This is a genomic window from Bacillus sp. KS1 (assembly GCF_020075515.1).
GTDB classification, from domain to species: Bacteria; Bacillota; Bacilli; order Bacillales; family Bacillaceae; genus Bacillus; species Bacillus velezensis.
The window spans coordinates 287034-312599 of sequence record NZ_JACAWW010000017.1 but is presented as its reverse complement, the minus strand read 5'-3'; the positions used below and the strand labels follow the sequence as shown (position 1 = coordinate 312599).

Here is a 25566-nt window from a genome sequence, read left to right as displayed (position 1 = left end):
ACTAGAGAAAGGGTGGAAAGAAAAGAGAAAAGTCTATAAAAATACATATTTTGTCAATTCTTACTTGACCGATCGGAATTCATATAATATAGTGTTAAAGGATAATGAGCAAGGGAGTGTTTACCTGTTTTGGAGAATTTATTTATAGTCTTACATGTTTTCATTATGCTTTTGCTTATAGCAGGTCTGTTTGTCATGCAAAAGAAACACGTTTCCTTTTCTAAACGTGTCTTTACCGCGCTCGGACTAGGCATTGTATTCGGTTTTGCACTGCAATTGATTTACGGGCCGGCTTCACATATCGTGACACAAACGGCCGATTGGTTTAATATTGCCGGCGGCGGTTATGTCAAATTGCTTCAGATGATCGTCATGCCGCTAGTCTTTATTTCTATTCTCGGCGCATTTACGAAGCTGAAACTGACCCATAACATCGGGAAAATCAGCGGACTGATCATCGGAATTTTGATCGCTACGACAGCAATTGCTGCGGCAGTCGGAATTGCTTCGGCGCTATCCTTTGATCTGAAAGCCGTTCATATCGACCAGGGAAGCACCGAGTTATCAAGAGGCCAGGAGCTGCAGCAAAAATCTGAGGATATGACGGCCAAAACGCTGCCTCAGCAAATCGTTGAGCTTCTGCCGGGAAATCCGTTTCTTGATTTCACGGGGGCCAGACCGACTTCCACCATCGGAGTCGTTATTTTCGCCGCTTTCCTCGGCATCGCTTTTCTGGGCGTGAAACGGAAACAGCCGGAGCACGCTGCGACTTTCAGCGGAATTGTCGATGCGGTATACGCGATTATTATGCGCGTCGTGACATTAATTTTAAGACTGACGCCTTACGGGGTATTGGCGATTATGACAAAGACGATCGCGACAAGCGACATCGACAGCATTGCGAAACTGGGGATGTTTGTGATCGCTTCATACGCCGCGCTTATCGTCATGTTTATCATTCACTTGCTGCTGATTACGTTCAGCGGTTTAAATCCGATCACATACGTGAAAAAAGCATTTCCTGTCATGGTGTTTGCGTTTACGTCCCGCTCAAGCGCAGGGGCTTTGCCGCTCAATATTAAAACACAAAAAAGCATGGGCGTCCCGGAAGGAATTGCGAACTTCGCCGGTTCATTCGGCTTATCGATCGGTCAAAACGGCTGTGCCGGCATTTACCCCGCGATGCTCGCGATGATGATTGCGCCGACAGTAGGGCAAAACCCGTTTGAACCGGGATTTATCATCTCCGTCATCGCCATCGTGGCAATCAGTTCATTCGGTGTAGCAGGCGTGGGAGGCGGCGCGACATTTGCGGCTCTGCTCGTCCTATCCGCTTTGAACATGCCTGTCGCGCTTGCCGGGCTGCTCATTTCAATTGAGCCGTTAATTGACATGGGGCGCACCGCCTTAAATGTCAGCGGCAGTATGACCGCAGGGCTGTTAACAAGTAAAATGACGAAGGAAAACGATACCGCGGTGTACAATGATTCCTCAATCGTCATTGAAGCTGAAGAAGCTTAACAAAAAAGCAGATCAATGGTTCATTCTCTTACAGAAAAATATGAGATAGAGCGCTAAAACGAAAAAATCCTTCATCGTTGAACGAATGAAGGATTTTTTCGTTTCTAATGATTTCCGGGTTCAATTTCTTCCAGCATATTCATCACGGTGCTGTCATTTAAAACATTCACCGCGCTTTCTTCGAAGTGAATCGGCTCGGTATAGTGAGGCTTCTGCGAAGTTTCTTTACTTCGGCTGCGGTCTGCCTGTCCGTCCGTATGGGATGAGCCGGAGTGATTGCGGGAAGTCTGCTCATGCTGCCTTCCGCCGGATTCCCCGCCGAACGCCTGTTTGATCAGCTCGGCAGGCTGCGTGGAGCCGGTTTGTGAATGCCGGGCTTTGTCCGTGTGCTGCTGTCCGCCGGATTCCCCGCCGAAAGCCTGTTTGATCAGCTCGGCAGGCTGCAATGAGCCGGTTTGTGAATGCCGGGCTTTGTCTGTGTGCTGCTGTCCGCCGGATTCCCCGCCGAACGCCTGTTGAATCAGGTCAGCAGGCTGCATGGAGTGTGTACCATCTTTATGCTGCATTCGGCCTAAAACCATTCCGGAGATTTTCCGGCGGATTTCGGGTGATAAAGCTGCAATCAGAATCGATGATCCGATCAGCAGCGCTGTCGGGCTGACGCCGCTTTTTTTTCTGAACAAGTTAAATCCCTCCTCATTCAATTGATTACGCTTACCTTTCCCTTTCCTTCTGATATTTATCCAAACCGCTCAGAATGCAAACGGCGTGCATAAATCCCGCCGAATAGAAAAACCTATACGTAAAGTGAGAAAGGAGGAATTCACATGATAAAAAAGCAAGCAGTTATCTCTGCCCTTCTTCTGCCGATGCTGATTACCGCAGGGTGCAGTATGGGGAACCAGGGAGAAGGAAAACGAAATGACAACCGCACCCAGAATGTAAATTACCGCAACACGCCTAACGACGGTGCGACAAATATGAATACAGTGAACCGTCATAACCAAAACACCGATCACAATGACAATCGTAACCTGAGAGTGGCTGATAAAGCCGCTGACAAGGTGACTGATTTAAAAGAGGTTAAAAATGCGACTGTGATCGTTGCCGGAAACAGCGCTTATGTAGCCGTTGTTTTGACAAACGGACAAAAAGGCGCCATCGCCAACCATTTGAAAAATAAGATTACCGATAAGGTGAAATCAGCCGATAAACATGTCCGGACTGTATATGTATCAGCGAACCCGGACTTCGTTGAACGCATGCAAGGCTACGGAAAACGGATCCAAAACGGACATCCTGTATCCGGTCTGTTTGATGAATTCGGTCAAATGGTGCAGCGTGTATTCCCAAACCCCAATAAATAAATGAATGGAAAAGCCGCATTTGCTGCGGCTTTTTTATTTTATCTGTCGTCACGACCCAGCGCTCCTGAGCATAAAGTAAAGAATGAGATGAAAATTAAAGGATCGGGGAGGGGAGCTTGTTTGCGTGACGGCATGGGGAAACGGGCGGCATTCACTCTGATCCTGTGCGGAGTCCTTGTCATATTGGCTGTCAGTTCAGCCGTTTCAGTAAGTATGATGTACGTCCTGTCAGGCCAAAACAGCCGCTCTGTTCCGACGAAGGAACAAGTGACTGAACACATGAATAAAGAAATTTACAAACATACAGCGATTTACTATACGGCGGATGAAAAACCGCTCTTGGATCTGACCAAGCTTACGCTGGACCACGCAAAGCGTATCAATCAAATCATTGTCGGCTATAAAGGTGCAGCGCCACTTGAACTCATTTTCTTTTCGGATGAAGCTGAAATGGAGCAATATTCAGGATTGAAAAATGTAGTCGGTTTTTATTCAGAACAGGAGCAGATGATGGGGCTTTTGCCTGAAGAGAAAAAACAGCTTTTGAAAAAAGATGAGCTGGCCGTTTTCATGTATAAGCAATTGATTATACATGAATACACACACTACGCGTTTCATCAAAAAACGCGGCAATTGGGGACGGATACGTCTGTATTTCCGCTTTGGTTTCATGAGGGGCTGAGCGAGTGGGTCGCGCATTATGATGTAGTCATTGATCCGATTGCATTTTCCGTCGTGCCGTTTGATCAATTAACGACCGACCGAAAATGGCAGAAATCGCGTATGGAATATGAAACAGATGTCTATTTGCAAAGCTTCTATATGATAAAGGACTTAACCGAAACATTCGGAGAAGGCATTATCTTAACCATTATCAACAAAACCGCCGAAACACAGGATTTTGAAAAAGGCTTTGAAGCGGCTACGAAAGAAAGCCTGAAACGATTTGAACATGATTTCACAAAAGCATATGAAAAAAAGAAAACGGCATTGGAGAGTCAGGTTTCCAACGCCGTTTTTTAATCAATGGAGGTTTTGCTGCTGCTGTCCCATTTGTCCTTTAATCGGAGGCATTTGCGGCTGTCCCTGGGCCGGTGCAAATGAATTCAGCATGGTCTGCATATCTTGTGCATTGAGCTGAGGAACCTGATAATAACCGTGTTTATTTTGGTATAAGAAGATTTCAAACGCCATTTCGACATATTGCTGAATTTGGGCGGAGAGCACTCTTCTTGTGACGGGATTGGTCATTTCAAGCGAGCTCATCGTCAAGAGAGAAGCTTGAGCTTTAATCAGTCCGAGCATATGGCCGCTGATCCCGAGATCTTTGACATCATTTAATGATTGATTCGGTTTTTTCGGCTGAGTCGGTTTTATACCGTAGACGGCCTGGTTCTGTTCCTCCATCATATATGTCGACGTTTCCTGAGAAGGCTTTTGGCCGGTCTTAAAGCATTCTGCCGTCAGATTATAGAGTCCGAGAATGAATTGATACTGGCGGTCAAGGATGTCGGCCAGCTGCTGATCCTGTATAAACTGTCTGAGCATCATAAATTGATCCAAAACACCGACTGTTCCGGCCAGCACTTCATGCATATCGAAAAGCTCATGTCCTCCGTGATTCACTTGCGGTGAACCCGGGATCCCCTGATTTACTGGCGGCTGCTGCTGATTCTGCTGCTGTTCCACTGGTTGTTTTCCTCCTTCATGTCAAATCATCATTAAGATGTGAAAAAAGCCGATCCGTTATACATCAAGACCTGTTTCGTTATGTGGGGATTATTTACTATTTTGCGCCAGTGAAGACAATCTTTACAAAAAAGTGATGTGATTTTTAAGAAAATAAGCTAACGTATTTCTTAGAAGACAGGGGGGAAATGAATGAAGAAAATAAGGGGTATTCGTCTTTCGTGCTGTCTGCTGACGGTTTGTTTTATGATGTTCAGCGTGAAAGATGCGGAAGCAATCGGACAAGCAGGATCACTGAATGAAGCTGGAACGGATAAAGCGTATAAAGAACGGCAGACTGAAGACTCCGGCCGTGTCCCGCTCAGAATCATCAGCATGAATGATCTGCACGGAAAAATTGATCAGCAATATGAGCTTGACCTTAACGGAGACGGTAAACCGGATGGCACTTTCGGGCGAATGGACTACGCCGCAGCGTACATTAAAAAGGCGAAAGCCGAGAAAGAACACGCCCTCGTGGTACATGCGGGCGATATGATCGGGGGCAGCTCTCCCGTGTCAGCCCTTTTTCAGGATGAACCGACAGTAGAACTGATGGAAGACATCGGTTTTGATGTCGGAACTGTCGGCAATCACGAATTCGATGAAGGAACGAATGAGCTTAAACGGATCATCAATGGAGGAGATCATCCGGACGGTAAGGGGACAAGCGGTTATGACGGCCAAAATTTCCCGCTCGTCTGCGCCAACTGTAAACTGAAGTCAGGGGAGTCCTTTCTGCCGCCGTATGAAATTAAATACATTTCCGGAATTCCGGTCGCATTTATCGGGGTTGTAACCAGATCGGCGGCAGGCATGGTCATCCCGGACGGAATTAAAAATATTACGTTTACGGATGAGGTAAAGGCTGTCAATGACGCCGCCGCTGACCTGAAGAAAAAAGGAATTAAAGCAATCGCCGTGCTCGCCCATATGTCTGCTGAACAAAATGGCTCAGCCATCACGGGAGAATCCGCAAAGCTTGCAAGCGGAACAGACTCAGAGATTGATGTGATTTTCGCCGCGCACAATCATAAAGTCGTTAACGGAGAAATCGACGGCAAGCTGATCGTGCAGGCATTTGAATACGGAAAAGCAATCGGAATCGCCGATCTTGAACTTGATAAAGAGTCGAAGGATATCGTGAAAAAATCAGCGGAAATCCAATATATCGATCAAAGTAAAATCAAGCCTGACCCGGCTGCGGCAGGCATATTAAGCAAATATGAAGAGAAAGTGAAACCGATTATCAGCGAAACGATCGGGGAAGCGGCCCATGATATAACGGGCGGGTATTCAAATGACGGCGACACGGCGCTCGGAAATCTGATTGCTGACGGTATGAAAGCGAAGATGAAATCCGATTTTGCGCTTATGAATGGAGGAGGCATCCGGGACGGCTTAAAAAAAGGGCCGATCACATGGGGAGACCTTTATAATGTACAGCCGTTCGGCAATGTGCTGACGAAGCTTGAAATCAAAGGAAAAGATTTGCGGGAGATCATCAACGCGCAAATTTCTCCGGTGTACGGTCCGGATTACAGCATCAGCGGATTTACCTATACATGGAACCCGAAAACCGGACAAGCGGTTGATATGAAGATGGCGGACGGGACAGACATACAGCCCGAAAAAGGATATACAGTAACAGTCAATCAATTTATGGCGACGGCAGCGGGGGCAAAATACGGTCCGATCGGAAAACTCGGCAAGAACCCGGTGACGGGGCCTGAGGATTTGGAAGCGACAGCAGACTATGTCAAAAGCTTTTCCGCACCGATTTCTTATCAGACCGACGGCCGCATCCGCACGGCATCAGCCGCCGAAACACCTGATGATACCGGCAATCAGCCGGGAAGCGGGGAAACACCAGGCGGCACCAGGCCTGATAAAGGAGAAAAACCGCAAGCGGAAAAACCCGCTAAAAAACCGGATGCAGCAGAACAGCCTGATCAAACCAAAAAACCTAAACGTCCTGTCGCAGAAGAAACAGCATCTGATACAGTGCAGCCAATTCCCGAATCCCGTCCGGCGCCTGCCGCAAATTCGGAACAAAGCACAGAACAGACTGAAAGCGGCACACAAAAAGGCCGCCCATTGCCTGATACTTCAGCGGGCAGCCATCAGACGGCATTGGCCGGACTGGTGATCACGGGTGCCGGCGTATATTGGCTTTTCAGAAAGAAAAGGGGAACCCGCACACGATGAACAAACTGAAACATATTCCGCTTCTCGTCATCATCGTCGGTATCATCATCACATGTTACGGAAGCTGGAAGATCATTGATTCACATATGAAAACGAACCAATCGCTTGAAGAAGCAAAAAAAGCAACAGAACCTGTCTTGGAAAAGAAAAAAACAAAAAGCGCTGTGCTGACACAGCGCAAAAAAGAATTTCACCCCGAAACGGGTGAGGCAAGCGGCATTTTAGAAATCCCTGAAATCGACGCTGAGCTCCCGATCGTCGAAGGGACTGACGCAGATGATTTGGCAAAAGGCGTCGGACATTATAAGGACAGCTATTATCCGGGCGATCACGGCCAAATTGTGTTATCCGGCCACAGGGACACGGTGTTCCGCCGGACCGGCGAACTGAAAAAAGGAGACAGACTGAACGTGATTTTGTCTTACGGCACGTTTTCTTATAAAATCAGCCGTACAAAAATCGTCAGCCGGGATGATACATCTGTCATCACCCTTCAGCACAAGCGGGAGGAACTGATCCTGACCACTTGCTATCCGTTTTCTTACATTGGGAATGCGCCGAAACGATATATTATATATGCCGACCCGGTTTAAGAAAAATACGTTTCGGTAAAATGAGCCAGATCAGCCGGCATCGGCGCCTCGGCAACGATTTGTTCTCCTGAGATCGGATGGACGACACTGACTTTTTTGGCGTGAAGCGCCTGCCTGTGAAACAGCGTCCTGCTTCCGCCGTACAGGTCATCGCCCGCCAACGGATGGCCGATGCTTGCCATATGCACCCTGATTTGATGTGTTCTCCCGGTTTCCAGTTCAAGCTCTGCCAATGTAAGCTGCGCACCGGGATGATAGCCTTTCACTTTGTAATGGGTGACGGCGGCTTGTCCGCCGGGTGAGACGCGCCGTCTGACGGAATGTGACCTGTCGCGGCCGATCGGCGAGTCAACCGTGCCTTTTTTAGGCGTCACTTTTCCTTCCGCCGCGGCGATATAGGTGCGTTTTAACGTTTTGGTTTCGAGCTGACGGTCAAGGATTGCATGGGCCAGGCGGTGTTTCGCGAAAACGACCGCGCCTGACGTGTCACGGTCAAGACGGTGAACGTGGCGCACTTTCGCCTGCTCGCCGTTGATTTGAAAATGGTAAGCGATCAGGTTGCTGAGGGTGCCGGTCTGACCCTCTTCATTTGGATGAGTCGGCATTCCCGCCGGCTTATTTGCAATCAGCATATGATTGTCCTCAAATAAAATGTCCGGCTCTCCGTATTCCGGAGTCACCGAAGAACCCGTTTTTTCCTGAAGATCAATGAATAAGCGATCTCCGGTTTTCAGTATGATGTTGTTTTTCGGGGATGTCCGATTCACCTGAATGCTTTCTTGGTTCATCCATTCCGTAATTACGGGTTTTGACGCCTGGAATTCAGATTTCAGGACTGAAAACAGCCATTGTCCGGCGTGCTTTTCCGTAATCAGGAGTTCCAGACCGCGGTCATTTTGTTTCATTTCATAAAGCTCCTTTTCAAGCGGAAAGCGGCTGTTTCAATAGGAAACACTTACCTTAGCTTTCGCGTTTTTTTCTATGCTATTCTTGATAAAGATTAAGGATATTCACATGGCAAGAAAGGTGATTGATGTGAGAATTGTGAACGCAGCGACTGACGGACAAGAAAGCGCGATACAAGAGCTTTCCTCTGAATTGTTTCAAAATGTCTTTCCTCTTTATTTCTCCGAACTGGAAATTCAGCGCTTTAAAAAAAGGGGCGTATTATCATTACAAAACCAACGTTACCAAGGAACTTTAAAAGAAGCGTTTCAAATAATGGCTTGTCTGCAAACGGTACATATCATGCTGTCAAAGCCGCACCCGGTATATGACGTCAAAGAGCGGGCGCTGTTTGATAAAAATTGCGCTTTGCTGAACGAATGCGGAATGAATTTTCCGTTTACCTATGATGATTTCGAGACAGGTGCCGGATCAGAAGCCTGCGGTCGCAGAAGGCTGATCTGACGGGTGTAAAGAGCCTTTTTACAGGCTCTTTTTTGCTTCTTTGACATGATACCACAATTTCTTTCCTCTAACTCCCTTTATATTGAGACAAATCCCCGAGCATAATAAATGTCGAAAGGGGTGCTTTACAATGAGTTCAATCAAACAATCAATGACTACCCACGTGGCTACCGTTTCTCCCAATCAAACGATCCAGGAAGCGGCTGCGCTGATGCACCAGCATAATGTCGGAGCAATTCCCGTCGTTGACGGAGGGGAATTAAAAGGAATGCTGACAGACCGTGATATCGCATTGAGAACAACGGCTCAAGGCCGCGACGGCCAAACACCTGTTTCACACGTGATGTCTTCTGCAGTTGTATCCGGAAACCCGGAAATGAGTCTTGAAGAGGCGTCACATCTGATGGCCCAACACCAAATCCGCCGCCTTCCCATTGTCGATCAAAATCATCTGGTCGGGATCGTTGCGCTTGGAGACTTAGCGGTTGATCAGCGTTCAAATGAGTCTGCGGGAGCGGCTCTTTCCAATATTTCCAGTCAAAACACACAGTAACGGATGAAGAGAGCTTGCACTTATGCAGGCTCTTCTTTCCGTCAGAATGTTACATTTTGAACGCGAAAGAAATTCACGGTATAGTGTATACATAGGTCAGTACGTTTAGCTAAAGGAGCTGTAACCATTGATAAAAGCATTAATCTTTGATTTTGACGGGTTAATTTTAGATACAGAAACCCATGAATATGAAGTGCTGCAGGAAATGTTTGAAGAACACGGTTCAACATTGCCTTTATCCGTCTGGGGAAAGGTGATCGGAACGGCCGCGGGTTTTAAGCCGTTCGCATATTTAGAGGAGCAGCTGGGAAGAAAGCTCGATCATGATGAACTGACGGCGATCAGGCGCGGGCGCTTCGAACAGCGGATGAAGACGGAAACGGCGCGTCCCGGGGTGGAGGCTTATTTAGCCGCGGCAAAAGAATTAGGATTGAAGGTGGGGCTCGCTTCCAGCTCAGATTTTAAATGGGTGTCGGGTCATCTGAAGGAATTAGGGCTGTTTGATGAATTTGAAGTGATTCAGACGGCTGACGACGTAGAAGAAGTGAAGCCGAATCCGGAGCTCTATCTGAAAGCTGCGGAACATTTAGGCGTTGAACCATCTGAATGTCTGGCCTTTGAGGATTCGGTCAACGGCTCAATCGCAGCCAAACGGGCCGGCATGAAATGTGTCATCGTGCCGAATAAGGTAACAAGCGCCCTGTTGTTTGAAGAATACGATCACAGACTGGAATCGATGGCTGAAATGGAACTTGAATTACTCTTACAGCGATTGAACGATCAAAACGAACCGGCAGGGGGAAGCAGCATTGTCTGAGAAACTTGATCTGACCCGTTTTGAAAAGAAAATGGTCATACGGAATATGGAAGAGAAAGATATCAACAAAATTATTGAGCTGCAAAAGGATTGTTTTCCGGGGATGGAGCCGTGGGAGCCTGAGCATTTAATCAGCCATCTCGCGCACTTTCCGGAAGGTCAGTTTTGCGCCGAGTATGAAGGGGAAATTATCGGTTCATGCTCAAGCCTGATCATCAATTTCGATGAATATGATGACCGCCACACGTGGCAGGACATTACAGACGACGGTTATATCACGAACCACAACCCGGACGGATTGAATCTGTACGGGATTGAGGTAATGGTTCACCCGGAATACAGACGGATGAAAATCGGACACCGGCTGTATGAGGCGAGAAAAGACTTGGCGAGACGATTGAATCTGAAAAGCATCATTATCGGCGGGCGGATTCCGAATTATCATAAGTATGCGGAAGAAATGACGGCGAGAGCCTATGTCGAACAGGTGACGCGCCATCAGATTTATGACCCGGTGCTTTCTTTCCAGCTGATGAACGGATTTACGCTCATGCGGATCAATCCGAATTATCTCCCGGATGACACCGCGTCCATTAAATATGCGACATTAATGGAATGGAACAATGTCGATTACCTGCCGCAGTCAAAGCGCTATTACAAATCGGCATTTCCGGTGCGCATCTGCGTCATTCAATATGAAATGAAAAAGATTTACTCCTTCGAGGAATTTGCCAATCAGGTTGAATATTATGTCGATGTGGCTTCCGATGCGAGATCTGATTTCGCGGTATTTCCGGAGATTTTCACAACGCAGCTCATGTCATTTCTCGAGGAGCGTTCTCCGAGTCTGGCCATTCAGAGGATTACCGAATATACCGAGGACTATATCAGCCTCTTTACAGATCTCGCGGTGAAATATAATGTCAACATCATCGGCGGCTCCCACTTCGTTGAAGAAGAGGGGAAAATTTATAACATCGCCTACTTATTCAGACGTGACGGCACGATTGAAAAACAATATAAGCTTCACATTACGCCGAATGAGCGGAAATGGTGGGGCATCAGCGCCGGAGACAGGGTGCGCGTATTTGATACGGACTGCGGAAAGATCGCCATTCAGATCTGTTACGATATCGAATTTCCGGAGCTTGCGAGAATTGCCGCGGATCAAGGGGCGAAAATTATCTTTACGCCGTTCTGTACTGAAGACCGCCAAGGCTACTTGCGCGTAAGGTACTGCTCTCAGGCGAGAGCGGTTGAAAACCAAATTTACACCGTCATCTCAGGTACGGTCGGAAACCTGCCGCAAACAGAAAATATGGATATTCAATACGCGCAGTCAGCCATTTTTGCTCCGTCTGATTTTGAATTTGCCAGAGACGGAATCGTCGGTGAAACGAATCCGAATATCGAAATGGTCGTGATTGGGGACGTGGACCTTGAAATCTTAAGAAGGCAGCGTGAAAACGGAACCGTGCGCCAGCTGAAAGACCGGCGCAAAGATATTTACCGGATTACGCACCTGAAATAAAAAAACGCCCGCTCCGCTTAAGGGGCGGGTTTTTTTATAAAAACACTTGCACCGGCCCCGGTTTCGGGATATGCTCTTGTAGCCCTTTCGCTTTCTGGGAGAAAGCGTTTTTTTAATTGCCGCCGCTTTATTGACTCGCCCATGCCGCGCCTTTATATTCTTATTAAGAGGAAAACTTCACCAAGAGAATCGGCGTCAGAAGCCGGGCAGCTTTCGATACAGTGCAATGATATTGAAAGGGAGATGAGCGGTGTGGAACATGTACAAAAAAATCAGTCACTCAAACAAAAGGATAAAGAGCTGATTTGGCACGCGATGAAAGGGGCGGAGCCGGATGACAGCATAATCGTCCAAAAAGGGGAAGGCGCCTGGGTTACGGATATTGACGGCAGACGGTATTTGGACGGTATGTCAGGCCTGTGGTGCGTCAATATCGGATACGGGAGAAAGGAGCTTGCCGATGCGGCTTACAGCCAATTGAAGGAGCTTCCTTATTATCCGCTGACCCAAAGCCATCAACCTGCGATTGAGCTTGCGGAAAAATTGAATGAATGGCTCGGCGGCGATTATGTGATCTTCTTTTCCAACAGCGGATCGGAAGCAAATGAAACCGCGTTCAAAATTGCCCGCCAATACCACATTGAAAACGGCGATCACAGCCGCTTCAAATTCATCTCCCGGTACAGAAGCTATCACGGCAATACGATGGGGGCGCTCGCCGCTACCGGCCAGGCGCAGAGAAAATATAAATATGAGCCGCTCTCACAAGGTTTTTTGCACGCGGCGCCGCCTGATCTTTATCGGAATCCCGGCGATGCCGTCACATTGGAAAGCGCGCATGAAATCGACCGGATCATGACGTGGGAATTAAGCGAAACGATTGCCGGCGTGATTATGGAACCGATTATTACAGGCGGAGGGATACTGATGCCCCCGGACGGGTATATGGCAAAGGTAGAGGACATTTGCCGCCGCCACGGCGCGCTTCTGATCAGTGATGAAGTCATTTGCGGTTTCGGCCGCACGGGAGAGCCGTTCGGATTTCAGCATTACGGCGTTTCACCGGACATCGTCACAATGGCAAAAGGCATTACGAGCGCTTATCTGCCGCTGTCGGCAACGGCAGTAAAACGGGAGATTTTTGAGGCGTATTCGGGCGGTGAGCCGTACGGCCGCTTCCGGCACGTGAATACATTCGGAGGCAATCCGGCAGCCTGCGCCCTGGCTTTAAAAAACCTGCAATTGATGGAGGACGAAAATCTGATCGCCCGCTCCCGGGAGCTTGGAGAAAGGCTGCTCCGTGAGCTTGAGCCGCTCAGAGAACATCCGGCGGTCGGAGATGTACGGGGCAAGGGCCTTCTTGCCGGCATTGAGCTCGTCAAGGACAAAATCACGAAGGAACCCGCTGATGCCGCCCTTGTGCAGCACGTCATTACCGCGTGCAGAGAAAAAGGCCTGCTTGTCGGGAAAAATGGTGATACTGTAGCGGGATATAATAATGTCATTCAGCTGTCTCCGCCTTTTTGCCTGTCGGACGAGGAGCTCTCTTTTATCATTTCGACCGTCAAGGAAAGCGTGCTGAGCATTGATTTTTAATGTAAAGGAGTAAAACATGAGTTTTCACAACCAGCAGATTCTACCGGCAATCCGGAACATGAAGCAATTCGATGCATTTTTAGAGAGTCCGTTCTTATACGGCGTCATTTTAGATATCCACCTCGGTCAATTAAAAGGTGTCGTGAATGAAGCAAAAAAACACAGAAAACTTCTGATGGTTCACGTCGATTTAATTCACGGCATTAAGCATGACGAATACGGTGCGGAGTTCATTTGTCAGGACATCAGACCCGCGGGCATCATTTCGACGAGATCATCAGTCATCGTCAAAGCGAAACAAAAGAAAATATACGCGATCCAGCGTCTGTTTCTCTTGGATACGAGCGCCATGGAGAAAAGCATGGAATTCGTCGGAAAGCATAAGCCTGACTTTATCGAGGTTCTCCCGGGCATTGTTCCGACTTTAATCAGAGAAATTAAAGAAATGACGGGGATTCCTATTTTTGCCGGCGGCTTCATCCGCACGGAGCAGGACGTTGAAAACGCCTTGCAGGCAGGAGCCACGGCCGTGACGACTTCAGACACCGAACTATGGGCTAAATATGAACATTCTATGACAAAAAAAGATTGACACCGCTTACACCCGTTGTTACAATAGACCTAGGTTAATACTATGTGATGGAGATCCGGAGACCCACAACAGCTCTTTACGGAAGCAATAAAGCGTAAAGCGGTTTGTTGTGGGTTTTTATTCTCTATAACTCTGTCAAACCTGCTATTTTGTCATTTAGGAGGAATGATGATGACAGCATTTTGGGGAGAAGTAATCGGTACAATGCTGCTTGTTATTTTCGGCGGCGGCGTTTGTGCGGGAGTCAATTTAAAGAAATCGCTTTCATACCAATCCGGATGGATTGTTATTGTATTCGGCTGGGGATTGGGAGTAGCCATGGCGGCATATGCCGTCGGCAGCATCAGCGGCGCCCACTTGAATCCGGCTTTAACGATAGGCCTTGCGCTTGAAGGCAGCTTTCCTTGGAAAGAGGTCCCTGTTTATATTGCAGGACAGATGATCGGAGCAATGATCGGTGCGGTTGTTGTGTTCCTTCATTATCTGCCGCATTGGAAGGCGACGGATGATCCGGCCGCCAAACTGGGCGTTTTCTCGACCGGCCCGAGTATTCCTCATACATTTGGGAATATGATAAGTGAAGTCATTGGTACGTTTGTGCTTGTGCTCGGCATTTTGGCAATCGGAGCGAATGAATTTACAAAAGGGCTGAACCCGCTGATTGTCGGATTCCTCATCGTTGCCATCGGGATTTCTCTTGGAGGGACGACCGGATATGCGATCAACCCTGCGCGGGATTTGGGGCCGAGAATCGCTCACGCCTTTCTGCCGATTCCGAAAAAAGGGCCGTCAAATTGGAAATATGCCTGGATTCCCGTAGTCGGTCCGATCATGGGCGGTGCGTTCGGCGGCGTATTTTACAATGCTGCGTTTAAAGGAAATGTGACACCTAGCTTTTGGTTTGTAAGCGTTATAATGATTGTAGTGCTTTTCATACTCTATATTTATACCAAGAAATCTCAATCACAGAAAACATTATCAAATTCTGAATATATTTAAAAAGGAGAGCGGCATCATGGAGACCTATATTTTATCAATTGACCAAGGCACAACAAGTTCAAGAGCGATTCTTTTTAATAAAGAAGGAAAAATCGTGCATTCCGCTCAAAAGGAATTCACACAGCATTTCCCTCAGCCGGGCTGGGTGGAGCACAATGCGAACGAAATCTGGGGATCGGTGCTCGCCGTTATCGCGACTGTAATTTCCGAGTCCGGAATCAGCGCTGATCAAATTGCCGGCATCGGCATCACGAACCAAAGGGAAACGACGGTCGTATGGGATAAAGATACCGGAAAGCCGGTATACAATGCGATTGTGTGGCAATCGAGACAAACATCCGGCATTTGCGAAGAGCTTCGTGAAAAAGGATATAATGATACATTCAGAGAAAAAACGGGACTTTTGATCGACCCTTATTTCTCAGGAACGAAAGTCAAATGGATTCTTGACAATGTAGAAGGCGCGCGGGAAAAAGCGGAAAACGGAAATCTTCTGTTCGGAACGATTGATTCATGGCTCATCTGGAAAATGTCCGGAGGGGCGGCGCACGTAACGGATTATTCCAACGCTTCAAGAACGCTGATGTTTAATATACATGAATTAAAATGGGATGACGAGCTGCTTGATATTTTAGGCGTGCCGAAATCAATGCTGCCGGAAGTGAAACCGTCTTCTCATGTGTACGCGAAAACGGTTGATTATCATTTCTTCGGTAAAAACATTCCGATTGCGGGAGCGGCCGGAGACCAGCAGTCTGCGCTGTTCGGCCAGGCGTGCTTTGAAGAAGGCATGGGGAAAAACACATACGGCACAGGCTGCTTTATGCTGATGAATACCGGAGAAAAAGCCATCACTTCTGATCACGGCCTTCTGACGACAATCGCCTGGGGATTAGACGGAAAAGTCGAGTATGCACTGGAAGGAAGCATCTTTGTCGCAGGTTCTGCCATCCAATGGCTGAGAGACGGCATGCGGATGTTCCAGGATTCAAAAGAAAGCGAGACATACGCAGAGCGTGTGGATTCCGCTGACGGTGTTTATGTCGTGCCCGCTTTCGTCGGATTAGGCACACCGTACTGGGACAGCGACGTGCGCGGCTCAGTTTTCGGCCTGACACGCGGAACGACGAAGGAGCATTTTATCCGGGCTACGCTTGAATCTCTCGCTTATCAGGCGAAAGATGTGCTTGATGCCATGGAAGCTGATTCAGGCATCTCTTTAAAAACATTGCGTGTAGACGGCGGAGCGGTAAAAAATAATTTCCTCATGCAGTTCCAGAGCGACTTGCTTGATGTGCCGGTCGAACGTCCGGAAATTAATGAAACGACGGCGCTCGGTGCCGCGTATTTGGCCGGAATCGCTGTCGGCTACTGGAAGGACAGCACTGAAATCGCTGATCAATGGAACCTTGATAAGCAATTCAAACCGGATATGGAAGATGAAAAACGTGATGAATTGTACGGCGGATGGAAAAAAGCAGTAAATGCAGCTATGGCTTTTAAATAAGATAAAAATGTGGTATACTTAAAACAAGTTAATAGGAACGGTCCTGAGATGAGGAGAGACCACAGCACCAAAGTGATGACATGCGCTTTGGCTGTTGTGGTCTCTTTTTCTATACCGTGACAACAAGGAGGAAACGTAATGATGAATCACCAATTTTCAAGTTTGGAACGGGATCATATGCTGGAAGACATGACTAAAAAAACATACGATCTGTTTATTATAGGCGGAGGTATTACGGGTGCCGGTACGGCGCTTGACGCTGCTTCAAGGGGAATGAAAGTCGCTTTGAGCGAAATGCAGGATTTCGCGGCCGGCACATCAAGCCGATCTACAAAGCTTGTCCACGGCGGTTTGCGTTATCTGAAGCAATTTGAAGTCAAAATGGTTGCAGAAGTCGGTAAGGAACGTGCCATCGTGTACGAAAACGGCCCGCACGTCACGACGCCGGAATGGATGCTGCTGCCGTTTCATAAAGGCGGCACGTTCGGTTCATTCTCTACTTCCATCGGCCTGCGTGTGTACGACTATTTAGCAGGGGTGAAAAAATCAGAGCGCAGAAGCATGCTGTCTGCTAAAGAAACGCTGCAAAAAGAGCCGCTCGTCAAAAAAGACGGCTTAAAAGGCGGAGGCTATTATGTAGAGTACCGGACGGACGATGCGAGACTGACGATTGAAGTCATGAAAGAAGCCGTTAAATTCGGTGCGGAGCCTGTCAACTATTCTAAAGTGAAAGAACTGCTTTATGAAAAAGGAAAAGTTGTCGGCGTTTTAATTGAAGATCTGCTGTCAGGCAAGGAATACAAAGTTTACGCCAAAAAAATCGTTAATGCGACAGGTCCGTGGGTCGACGAGCTGAGAGAAAAAGACCACAGCAAAAGCGGAAAACATCTTCAGCACACAAAAGGGGTCCATCTCGTATTCGACCAATCCGTATTCCCGCTTAAACAGGCGGTGTACTTTGATACGCCGGACGGCCGGATGGTGTTCGCCATTCCGCGTGAAGGAAAAACATACGTGGGTACGACCGATACGGTTTACAAACAAAAACTTGAGCACCCGCGCATGACGGTGCAGGATCGCGATTATGTCGTCAGCTCCATCAATTATATGTTCCCGGAACTGAACATTACGGCGGACGATATTGAATCAAGCTGGGCCGGCCTCAGACCGCTTATTCACGAAGAAGGGAAAGACCCGTCTGAGATCTCCCGTAAAGATGAAATCTGGACATCTCAATCAGGCCTGATTACGATCGCCGGAGGAAAACTGACGGGCTACCGTAAAATGGCTGAGCACATTGTCGATCTTGTCCGCGACCGCTTGAAAGAAGAGGGCGGCCAGGACTTCGGCGGCTGCAAGACAAAGACGATGCCGATTTCCGGCGGACATGTCGGCGGCTCTAAAAACTTCGAGTCATTTGTGGAAGCAAAGACAAAAGATGGCTTGAAAATCGGTTTATCACAGGAAACCGCTAAGCAGTTAGCCATCAGATACGGCTCTAACGTTGAAAATGTATTCAGCCGGATTGAAGGTCTGAAAGACGAAGCGGAAAAACGCCAGATTCCGGTTCACATTTTGGCTGAAGCAGCTTACAGCATCGAAGAAGAAATGGCTGCGACACCTGCCGATTTCTTCGTCCGCAGAACGGGAAGACTGTTCTTCGACATCAAATGGGTGCAAACGTATAAAACGGCCGTGATTGATTACATGAGCGACCGATTCCAATGGAATGACGAAACGAAAGAAAAACACACTGAGTGGTTAAATACGCTGCTGCACGACGCGGTTGTTCCGCTCGAACAATAATAACCGGAGGGCTGTGCCGAAAAGGCATGAGCCCTTCTTTTATCTGTTTACATAAAGCATTTGGTTAAGTTATCAAGTGACACGGGCAGCCGCTTCATATTAAAATATGGTCATAAGCTGAAATTATAGGAGGACGAACATGAGTTGGAGTAAGAGTTACGAACGCTGGAATCAGGCCGAACAATTAGATTCAGAATTGAAAAAATTATTGGCGGACGCAGAAGGAAACGAGCAGCTGCTGGAAGATTTTTTCTACAAAAATCTTGAGTTCGGAACAGGAGGCATGAGAGGAGAAATCGGACCGGGTACGAACAGGATGAATATTTACACGGTCCGCAAAGCATCCGCCGGACTTGCGGCGTATATCGCGAAACAGGGGGAAGACGCGAAAAAAAGAGGGGTTGCGATCGCATACGACTCCCGTCATAAATCTCCTGAGTTTGCGATGGAAGCTGCAAAAACTCTTGCTTCCCAAGGCATTCAAACATACGTATTTGATGAGCTCCGCCCGACGCCTGAGCTGTCTTTTGCGGTGAGAAAGCTGAACGCTTATGCCGGTATCGTCGTGACGGCCAGCCATAACCCGCCTGAATATAACGGATATAAAGTGTATGGCGATGACGGCGCACAGCTGCCGCCGAAAGAAGCGGACATCGTCATTGCGGAAGTGAATGCCATAGAAAATGAATTAACGATTCAAGTTGAAGATGAACAGTCACTGAAAGAAAAAGGTTTGATTAAAATAATCGGTGAAGAAATTGATAAACCGTATACTGAAGAACTGACTTCCATCTCCGTACATCCCGAGCTTTCGGATGAAGTGGATGTCAGCGTCGTGTTCACTCCGCTGCACGGCACGGCAAATAAACCGGTGCGCCGCGGTCTTGAAGCACTCGGTTACAAAAACGTCACCGTCGTAAAGGAGCAAGAGCTGCCGGACCCGGATTTTTCAACCGTCAAATCGCCGAATCCGGAAGAGCACGCGGCATTCGAATATGCCATTAAGCTCGGAGAAGAACAAAACGCTGATATTCTTGTCGCTACGGACCCGGATGCCGACCGTCTCGGCATTGCCGTGAAAAACAGCGAAGGCAAGTACACAGTGCTGACGGGAAACCAGACAGGCGCGCTTTTATTGCATTACCTGCTTTCCGAGAAGAAAAAACAGGGCACCCTTCCTGAAAACGGTGTCGTCATGAAAACGATTGTCACGAGCGAATTGGGCCGCGCCGTCGCTTCATCGTTCGGATTAGATACGGTTGACACGCTGACAGGCTTCAAATTTATCGGTGAAAAGATCAAAGAATATGAAAAATCAGGCCAATACACGTTCCAGTTCGGGTATGAAGAAAGCTACGGCTACTTAATCGGCGATTTCGCGCGTGACAAAGACGCGATCCAGGCTGCGCTGTTAGCCGTCGAGGTATGCGCCTTTTATAAAAAGCAGGGCATGTCGCTTTATGACGCGCTGCTGTCCATTTTTAAAGAATACGGATATTACCGTGAAGGCTTGAAGTCATTGACGTTAAAAGGAAAACAGGGAGCCGAGCAGATTTCCGCTATCCTGACTTCCTTCCGAAACGATCCGCCGAAGCAGATGGCCGGAAAACAAATCACGCAGGCTGAAGACTATTCAACGGGAAAACGGACTGTATTTGCCGATCATCATGAAGAGGATATTGATCTGCCGAAGTCAAATGTCCTGAAATATTTCCTTGAAGACGGCTCTTGGTTCTGTCTTCGTCCATCGGGAACGGAGCCGAAAGTGAAGTTCTATTTCGCTGTGAAGGGAACTTCTTTACAAGACAGCGAACAGCGTCTTGCCGCATTATCTGAAGCCGTCATGAAAACAGTGGATGGCATAGTGGAAAAAACGAAATAAACAACAAACCGCCGGAAGCGACATCCGGCGGTTTTTTTATACGTCTCATCCGAAAGTATGAGGAAAATTCATGCTGGAAACAAAGGAATATACAGAAAAGAATTGATATAATATGGATAATTCTGATTGGCCGGAGTGAGGGAAATTGACGAAAACGACGGTAGAAACGTTAAAAACGTTAAAAGCGATTGCGGAAACCTTAAACCAAAGCCACGATTTAAAGGAAGCGCTTGATAAAGTGCTCCGCGAACTGCTCAGCCTGACCGGGCTGCAGACAGGGTGGATTTTTCTGATTGAGCCGGACGGATCTTATACGCTCGCCGCATCCGCTTATTTACCGCCGGCTCTCGGTCAGCGGGAAAATGCACTCATGTGCAGCGGGGAATGCTATTGTCTGACCAAATTCAGCAATGGCGGATTGACAAAGGCCGTAAACATAATGAATTGTAAACGGATTGAATTTGCCGAACAGACGACGAACTGCCGCGATACGGAGGGCATTACCCATCATGCGACCGTACCGCTTGAGGACGGCGGCCGGAAGTTCGGTTTATTAAACGTCGCCGCAAGCGAAAAGACATTTTTCAACGAAGAAGAACTGCATCTGCTTGAAGCGGTTGCATTTCAAATCGGAACGGCGATTCAGCGGATGAAATTGGCCGAATTTGAGCAGCAGAACGCCCTGTTGGTGGAACGAAGCAGACTTGCGCAAGAGCTGCATGATTCCGTCAATCAGATGCTGTTTTCTGTCAGCTTAACGGCAAAAGCCGCAAAGAGCTTTACAAATGATGATCGGCTCCGGCAGATGATTACGTTTATTCAAGAGCTGTCTCAGGATGCGCTAACAGAAATGAGGGCGCTTATTTGGCAGCTGAAGCCGGAAAGTTTGACGAAAGGGCTGTATGCGTCGATCAAAAGCTATGCCGCTCTTATCGGCCTGGAAGCCGTTTGTGAAATGGAGGATGAGCTGGAACTTACAGATGAACAGGAACACGCGCTTTGGCGGATCGCCCAGGAAGCCTTGAATAACTGTAAAAAGCATGCGGGAACGGACCGGGTTATCATTTCCGCCGTTAAAAAGCCGGATTGCGCTGAGCTTCACATTAGCGACCGTGGAGCGGGCTTTAGCGCTGATGCGCATGCTGTGCTCCCATCGCTCGGTGTGGCCGGCATGAAAGCGCGCGCCGAAGCAATCGGAGGCCGCTTTACATTGCAATCCGAGCTTGGCGCCGGAACGATTGTTTCCGTTCGGCTTCCGTTTCGGGACAGGAGGTCTGATTGATGAAAATTGTGATTGCTGATGATCATCACGTTGTCCGCAAAGGACTGCGCTATTTCTTCGCCACTCAGGAAGACATTGAAGTTGTCGGTGAGGCGTCCACCGGTGCTGAAGCGCTTCAGCAAGCTGAAAAGACGGAGCCGGACATCATTCTGATGGATTTATCAATGCCTGATATGGACGGCATAGAAGCGGCAAAAATTGCGGCTGAACGATTTCCGGACATCAGTATCGTCGTTTTGACGAGCTATTCTGATCAGGAGCATGTCATTCCCGCCCTTAAAGCCGGCGCAAAAGCGTATCAGCTGAAAGACGCCCAGCCCGATGATTTAGTAAAAACGCTCCGGGAAGTATATTCCGGACGTTACCGGCTGTCGGCGGATATTGTGCCTCACGTGCTGACCCATATGGTTCAGGATGATCAGGATAAGGAAAAATATTATCAGCTGACCCCCCGTGAAAAAGATGTTCTTCAAGAAATAGCCAAAGGAAAAAGCAATAAGGAAATTGCGGCGGCACTGTTTATTTCAGAAAAAACAGTGAAGACCCACGTGTCCAACCTGCTGTCAAAGCTGAATCTTTCCGATCGGACGCAGGCGGCATTGTATGCGGTAAAATATAATGTTTTTGGAAGGGCGGTAAAATCATGAGCATATTAGTGATCAGCGGAACACCGAGAAAAAACGGGCGGACGAGAATTGCCGCTTCTTATATCAGAGATCGGTTTCATACCGATTATGTTGATTTGAGCGAAAGTGATCTGCCGCTTTATAACGGTGAAGAAGAACAGAACGAGCTGCCTTCAGTGCAAGAGTTAAGGCGGCAGGTGAAAAAGTCGGCGGCCGTCGTCTTATTATCTCCCGAGTATCACAGCGGCATGAGCGGCGCTTTAAAAAACGCCATCGATTTTTTAAGCAGCGATCACTGGGCATACAAACCGGTGGCAATCATTGCCGCGGCGGGCGGAGGAAAAGGAGGCATGAACGCGCTGGCGAATATGCGGACGGTCATGCGGGGCGTTTATGCAAATGTCATCCCGAAACAGCTGGTCTTAGACCCGATTCACATTGACTTGGAGCGCCGGACCGTATCTGAGGATATGGCGGTCAGCCTGAAAGAGATGATCGAAGAGCTGAATATGTTCACAAACACAAGAAATCCCGGCGTCTGACGCCGGGATTGTTTTTATGTCAGCATGGCTAATTGATCTTCATAAGCGAGCTCTGTCGCATGATCAATATACCCGAGAAGAGAATACAGCTCTTTTTCAAGCACCGCATGATCATATTCGAAATGATACGCGTGCAGAAAGTGCTCAATACGCTTTGATAATAAATCATCTTTTGTACGAACCATCAATATTAACAAATTGTCCCATTGAGACCGGTGTGTGTAATACAAGGCTTTGTCATAATCGGCATGATCCATCTAACGCTTCTCCTTTCAATGAGAAGTTCTCCGTTAGTTTATGCCGCTGAAGCCCGGATGCAACGGGGGAAAAGTTGGTGTCCTTATCACTGCGGCATAGCAATATGAGGGAGACATAAAATAAAACCGCATATCCGTCTCTTCTTTGGACACGCTAAGATTGACAAAAAACGACTCAGGAGAACATAAAGATGAAATCCCTTCCATTTGCGCTTGCCCTCTTGTTTTGCGGCATTCTCATTGCCTCTATCGCTGAAAAAGGGCATACAGAACACCTTGATCCATCAGTTGAAAAATGGGAGCAGCTCGCATGGAACCAGCTTGAACGTGAATACAAGGGGGCCGAGCTTACCGATTATTCGTACATGGGCCGTACAAAAGTGAACCGGGAACAGACAAAAGATGTGTTTCGCGTAACGGTGCAAACAGCAAAAGAAACGTTTTCATCCCGTGCTGAAGTGTATTTCCATCCGGTGACAAAACATGTGATCAGCATTAATATTTTCAGACTGTAAAAAAAGCTGCACAGCCTAATTGAGGCCGTACAGCTTGTCAGATATCAGAAGAAACGTTTTGCGCCGAGGTAGCGCTGTTTCCAATAGGAATTGTTCATGCTGGAAATAACGACACCCGAATCGTTGGCATTAATAAACTGGCCGTTCCCGAGATAAATACCGACGTGGGAAGGTCCGGCTTTATAAGTTGAGAAAAAGACAAAGTCACCGACCGCCGGCTGGCTGACTGATGTCATCGTATTCCAGTAGCCTGCGGCTGAAAGTCTGGATACAGAAGTGACCTTATTGAGAACGTAATAAATGAAACCGCTGCAGTCAAAGCCTCTCGGCGTTGTCCCGCCCCATACATACGGTACGCCCAGTTGAGCTTTTGCGGCATCGATCATTACATTAATCTTCGCGCTTGTTGATCCTGTGCCGCCTGTGTTGCCGGACTGATTCGGTGTTGTGTTTGTCTGCTGCCCGGTAATCGTCAGCTTTTGTCCGATTTGAAGAACATCTGTTTTCAGATTGTTTTTCTCGCGGATCTGCTGGGCGGTCACATTGAACTTTTGGGCGATCACCCATAAAGAATCCCCGCTTTTCACGGTATATGTAGTGGTTTTCCCTGTATCTCCGGACTGGTTCGGAGTTGACGGTGAAGACGAAGAGCCGGAAGATGACGTTTTTGTCAGCTTAAGCACTTGTCCGACCCGCAGCATGTCTGACGTCAGTTTGTTGATGCTTCTGATTTGCTGAACCGTCATGTTGTATGCGTTTGCGATTTTCCAGAGTGAGTCTCCGCTTTTTACTGTATAAGATGACGTTTGTGTCTGGTTTTTATTTTGGTTTGAATTGTCTTTTGACGGCGTGTTTCCCGAAGAAGACGTTCCTTTTGTTTTCAGGACTTGGTTTACGTAGATCGTATCCGTTTTTAAGTTGTTTAATACTTTGAGTTCCGCAATGGTCATATTGACGCTGTTTGCGATCTTCCATAGTGAATCGCCGAGTTTGACTTTATACGTCCCGGAAGATGATGACTGCTTTTTGCTGCTGTTTGAGCTGCTGCCCGGTGTGGTTTTTTTCTGATCGGTGCTTGAGGAAACTTTCCCCGTCACTTGCAGCTTCTGTCCGGCGCGGATTAAGTCGCTTGTCAGACCGTTCAATTTTTTCAGTTCCTGTACGGACATTTTAAAATCAGATGCGATCAGCCACAGCGAGTCGCCGCTTTTCACTGTATAAACGCTTTTAGTCGTGCCGCTGTTCTTTGAAGATGGCTTTGAGCTGCCGGAATCTGATTTGCCGTTAGGAATGTTGAGCGTCTGCCCGATAGAAATAACGGTGGATTTTAGATGATTCGCTGATGTAATGGCATCCACGCTTGTATTGTAGTTTTGGGCAAGCTTCCATAATGAATCTCCGCTTTTAACCTTAATCGTTTGTGCTTCTGCCGGTGTTACAGCTAACGTAGACCCGACGATCGCAGATGCAGTCAAACCGACCGCTACCTTTTTTTTCATAATGAATCTCCCTTTTCCTGCGATGATTTTACTATCCCCATTCGTTGCAGCCGCAAGGTGAGGATATCAGTAATGATAATCTTTATATCGGCACTTGTCTGCAATCGTTTATCATATTAATAGAAATAGTCCTTTTTTCTTACGCCGGCATAAAAAAAGAAGGAATGCGGACATTCCTTCAGCTTCTGAGCAGTCTCATAATCTCCTCTTTGTTTTTGACCAGATCCCGTAACGTATATTTGTCTAAAACGGCCAAGTAAGCTTGCAGGGCTTCATTCAGAAGGTTCTTTAAGTTGCAGGCGGGAGATATGATACAGAGATTTTTTTTGGAGTCAAAGCATTCTACGATGTTAAAGTCGTCTTCTGTATTTCGAACGACTTCTCCAATGTTTATGTCTTCCGGTGTCATTCCTAATCGGATTCCGCCTCCCCGGCCCCGGATCGTTTCGACATACCCGAGCTGGCCGAGGCGGTAAATGACTTTCATGAGGTGGTTTTTAGAGATGGAATAAGTATCTGCGATTTCTTTTATGTTGGAAAGTTCGTCGGAATGTTTGGAAGCCAAAAAAATCAAAACGCGTAAAGAATAATCGGTATAGTTCGTTAATTTCATAGAATGACCTCGGAAAAAGAGATTTTGCTTCTGTTACAGTCTATCATATATGAATCTAAAATGAAAAAAAAGGAATTTGCCCCTTTAACTCAAAAAAAAACGTGCGCTCCTTCTGAGCACAC

25 protein-coding genes are annotated in these 25566 nt (G+C 47.6%); 19 read left to right on the top strand and 6 right to left on the bottom strand.

Annotation, left to right across the window (positions count from 1 at the left end):
- Positions 1-129 precede the first annotated feature (129 nt).
- The gene (locus tag HWY38_RS12160) at positions 130-1521 is read left to right on the top strand and encodes an L-cystine transporter (protein ID WP_224181926.1); all 1392 of its coding nucleotides are present in this window, start codon (positions 130-132) and stop codon (positions 1519-1521) included.
- A 104-nt stretch (positions 1522-1625) separates the two neighbouring features.
- Here HWY38_RS12160 and HWY38_RS12155 read toward each other — a convergent pair whose 3' ends face one another.
- Positions 1626-2204 carry a hypothetical protein gene (locus tag HWY38_RS12155; RefSeq protein ID WP_224181925.1) on the bottom strand — a complete coding sequence of 193 codons (579 nt, stop codon included), beginning with the start codon at positions 2202-2204 and terminating at the stop codon, positions 1626-1628.
- Positions 2205-2348: 144 nt separating this feature from the next.
- Between HWY38_RS12155 and HWY38_RS12150 the strand changes: the two genes are divergently transcribed.
- A complete protein-coding gene (locus HWY38_RS12150) occupies positions 2349-2888 on the top strand; it encodes a YhcN/YlaJ family sporulation lipoprotein (protein ID WP_003155362.1) in 540 nt (179 codons plus the stop codon).
- Positions 2889-3008: 120 nt separating this feature from the next.
- Positions 3009-3911 (top strand): hypothetical protein, encoded by a 903-nt coding sequence (locus HWY38_RS12145; protein WP_025649518.1) that lies wholly within the window; start codon positions 3009-3011, stop codon positions 3909-3911.
- Here the strand turns inward: HWY38_RS12145 and HWY38_RS12140 are convergent, their stop codons facing one another.
- On the bottom strand, positions 3912-4577 hold the full coding sequence (locus tag HWY38_RS12140) for a spore coat protein (protein ID WP_224181924.1): 666 nt from the start codon (positions 4575-4577) through the stop codon (positions 3912-3914). It abuts the gene before it with no gap.
- Between the two features lie 192 nt (positions 4578-4769).
- Between HWY38_RS12140 and HWY38_RS12135 the strand changes: the two genes are divergently transcribed.
- Both HWY38_RS12135 and HWY38_RS12130 read left to right on the top strand, forming a co-directional pair.
- Positions 4770-6824: a bifunctional metallophosphatase/5'-nucleotidase gene (locus tag HWY38_RS12135; protein WP_224181923.1), complete on the top strand. Its 2055-nt coding sequence runs from the start codon at positions 4770-4772 to the stop codon at positions 6822-6824.
- Positions 6821-7417, top strand: coding sequence for a class D sortase (locus tag HWY38_RS12130; RefSeq protein WP_032874231.1), 597 nt, complete (start codon positions 6821-6823; stop codon positions 7415-7417). Before HWY38_RS12135 ends, HWY38_RS12130 begins: the two co-directional genes overlap by 4 nt.
- Here the strand turns inward: HWY38_RS12130 and HWY38_RS12125 are convergent.
- Positions 7414-8322, bottom strand: a complete 909-nt coding sequence (locus tag HWY38_RS12125) for an RluA family pseudouridine synthase (protein WP_224181922.1) — start codon at positions 8320-8322, stop codon at positions 7414-7416. The genes HWY38_RS12130 and HWY38_RS12125 overlap by 4 nt on opposite strands.
- 109 nt (positions 8323-8431) lie before the next feature.
- On the opposite strand from HWY38_RS12125, the gene HWY38_RS12120 reads away from it, so the two are divergent.
- The 13 genes from HWY38_RS12120 to HWY38_RS12060 all read left to right on the top strand — a co-directional run bounded on the left by HWY38_RS12120 (position 8432) and on the right by HWY38_RS12060 (position 22560).
- On the top strand, positions 8432-8827 hold the full coding sequence (locus HWY38_RS12120) for a DUF5365 family protein (protein WP_029325982.1): 396 nt from the start codon (positions 8432-8434) through the stop codon (positions 8825-8827).
- A 130-nt stretch (positions 8828-8957) separates the two neighbouring features.
- On the top strand, positions 8958-9380 hold the full coding sequence (locus HWY38_RS12115) for a CBS domain-containing protein (protein WP_007408449.1): 423 nt from the start codon (positions 8958-8960) through the stop codon (positions 9378-9380).
- Positions 9381-9507: 127 nt separating this feature from the next.
- Complete coding sequence (locus tag HWY38_RS12110) at positions 9508-10197, top strand: HAD family hydrolase (protein ID WP_003155347.1); 690 nt, start codon at positions 9508-9510, stop codon at positions 10195-10197.
- A complete protein-coding gene (locus tag HWY38_RS12105; protein WP_003155346.1) occupies positions 10190-11728 on the top strand; it encodes a bifunctional GNAT family N-acetyltransferase/carbon-nitrogen hydrolase family protein in 1539 nt (512 codons plus the stop codon). The genes HWY38_RS12110 and HWY38_RS12105 overlap by 8 nt, the downstream gene beginning before the upstream one ends.
- A gap of 243 nt (positions 11729-11971) precedes the next feature.
- Positions 11972-13324, top strand: coding sequence for an aspartate aminotransferase family protein (locus HWY38_RS12100; protein WP_224181921.1), 1353 nt, complete (start codon positions 11972-11974; stop codon positions 13322-13324).
- 16 nt (positions 13325-13340) lie between these two features.
- Complete coding sequence (locus HWY38_RS12095; RefSeq protein ID WP_224181920.1) at positions 13341-13916, top strand: glycerol-3-phosphate responsive antiterminator; 576 nt, start codon at positions 13341-13343, stop codon at positions 13914-13916.
- Positions 13917-14087: 171 nt separating this feature from the next.
- On the top strand, positions 14088-14915 hold the full coding sequence (locus tag HWY38_RS12090; RefSeq protein ID WP_224181919.1) for an MIP/aquaporin family protein: 828 nt from the start codon (positions 14088-14090) through the stop codon (positions 14913-14915).
- Positions 14916-14931: 16 nt separating this feature from the next.
- The gene (glpK, locus tag HWY38_RS12085; protein ID WP_129091279.1) at positions 14932-16422 is read left to right on the top strand and encodes a glycerol kinase GlpK; all 1491 of its coding nucleotides are present in this window, start codon (positions 14932-14934) and stop codon (positions 16420-16422) included.
- A 138-nt stretch (positions 16423-16560) separates the two neighbouring features.
- Entirely contained in the window at positions 16561-18228 is a 1668-nt protein-coding gene (gene glpD, locus HWY38_RS12080) for a glycerol-3-phosphate dehydrogenase (RefSeq protein ID WP_003155341.1), read from the top strand.
- Positions 18229-18367: 139 nt separating this feature from the next.
- Positions 18368-20110 (top strand): phospho-sugar mutase, encoded by a 1743-nt coding sequence (locus HWY38_RS12075; RefSeq protein WP_130571226.1) that lies wholly within the window; start codon positions 18368-18370, stop codon positions 20108-20110.
- Between the two features lie 145 nt (positions 20111-20255).
- Positions 20256-21392, top strand: a complete 1137-nt coding sequence (locus tag HWY38_RS12070; protein WP_224181918.1) for a GAF domain-containing sensor histidine kinase — start codon at positions 20256-20258, stop codon at positions 21390-21392.
- Positions 21392-22039 carry a response regulator gene (locus tag HWY38_RS12065; RefSeq protein WP_224181917.1) on the top strand — a complete coding sequence of 216 codons (648 nt, stop codon included), beginning with the start codon at positions 21392-21394 and terminating at the stop codon, positions 22037-22039. Before HWY38_RS12070 ends, HWY38_RS12065 begins: the two co-directional genes overlap by 1 nt.
- Positions 22036-22560, top strand: coding sequence for an NADPH-dependent FMN reductase (locus HWY38_RS12060; protein ID WP_224181916.1), 525 nt, complete (start codon positions 22036-22038; stop codon positions 22558-22560). Before HWY38_RS12065 ends, HWY38_RS12060 begins: the two co-directional genes overlap by 4 nt.
- Before the next feature lie 14 nt (positions 22561-22574).
- Here the strand turns inward: HWY38_RS12060 and HWY38_RS12055 are convergent, their stop codons facing one another.
- The gene (locus HWY38_RS12055; protein ID WP_003155335.1) at positions 22575-22817 is read right to left on the bottom strand and encodes a YhdB family protein; all 243 of its coding nucleotides are present in this window, start codon (positions 22815-22817) and stop codon (positions 22575-22577) included.
- Between the two features lie 191 nt (positions 22818-23008).
- Here HWY38_RS12055 and HWY38_RS12050 point away from each other — a divergent pair, with 191 nt between their 5' ends.
- Positions 23009-23332, top strand: a complete 324-nt coding sequence (locus HWY38_RS12050) for a DUF3889 domain-containing protein (protein ID WP_003155332.1) — start codon at positions 23009-23011, stop codon at positions 23330-23332.
- A 44-nt stretch (positions 23333-23376) separates the two neighbouring features.
- Here HWY38_RS12050 and HWY38_RS12045 read toward each other — a convergent pair whose 3' ends face one another.
- Together HWY38_RS12045 and nsrR are read right to left on the bottom strand one after the other, a co-directional pair.
- Positions 23377-24831, bottom strand: a complete 1455-nt coding sequence (locus HWY38_RS12045) for a LysM peptidoglycan-binding domain-containing protein (RefSeq protein WP_224181915.1) — start codon at positions 24829-24831, stop codon at positions 23377-23379.
- A 178-nt stretch (positions 24832-25009) separates the two neighbouring features.
- A complete protein-coding gene (nsrR, locus tag HWY38_RS12040; RefSeq protein WP_032874275.1) occupies positions 25010-25444 on the bottom strand; it encodes a nitric oxide-sensing transcriptional repressor NsrR in 435 nt (144 codons plus the stop codon).
- Positions 25445-25566: the final 122 nt, after the last annotated feature.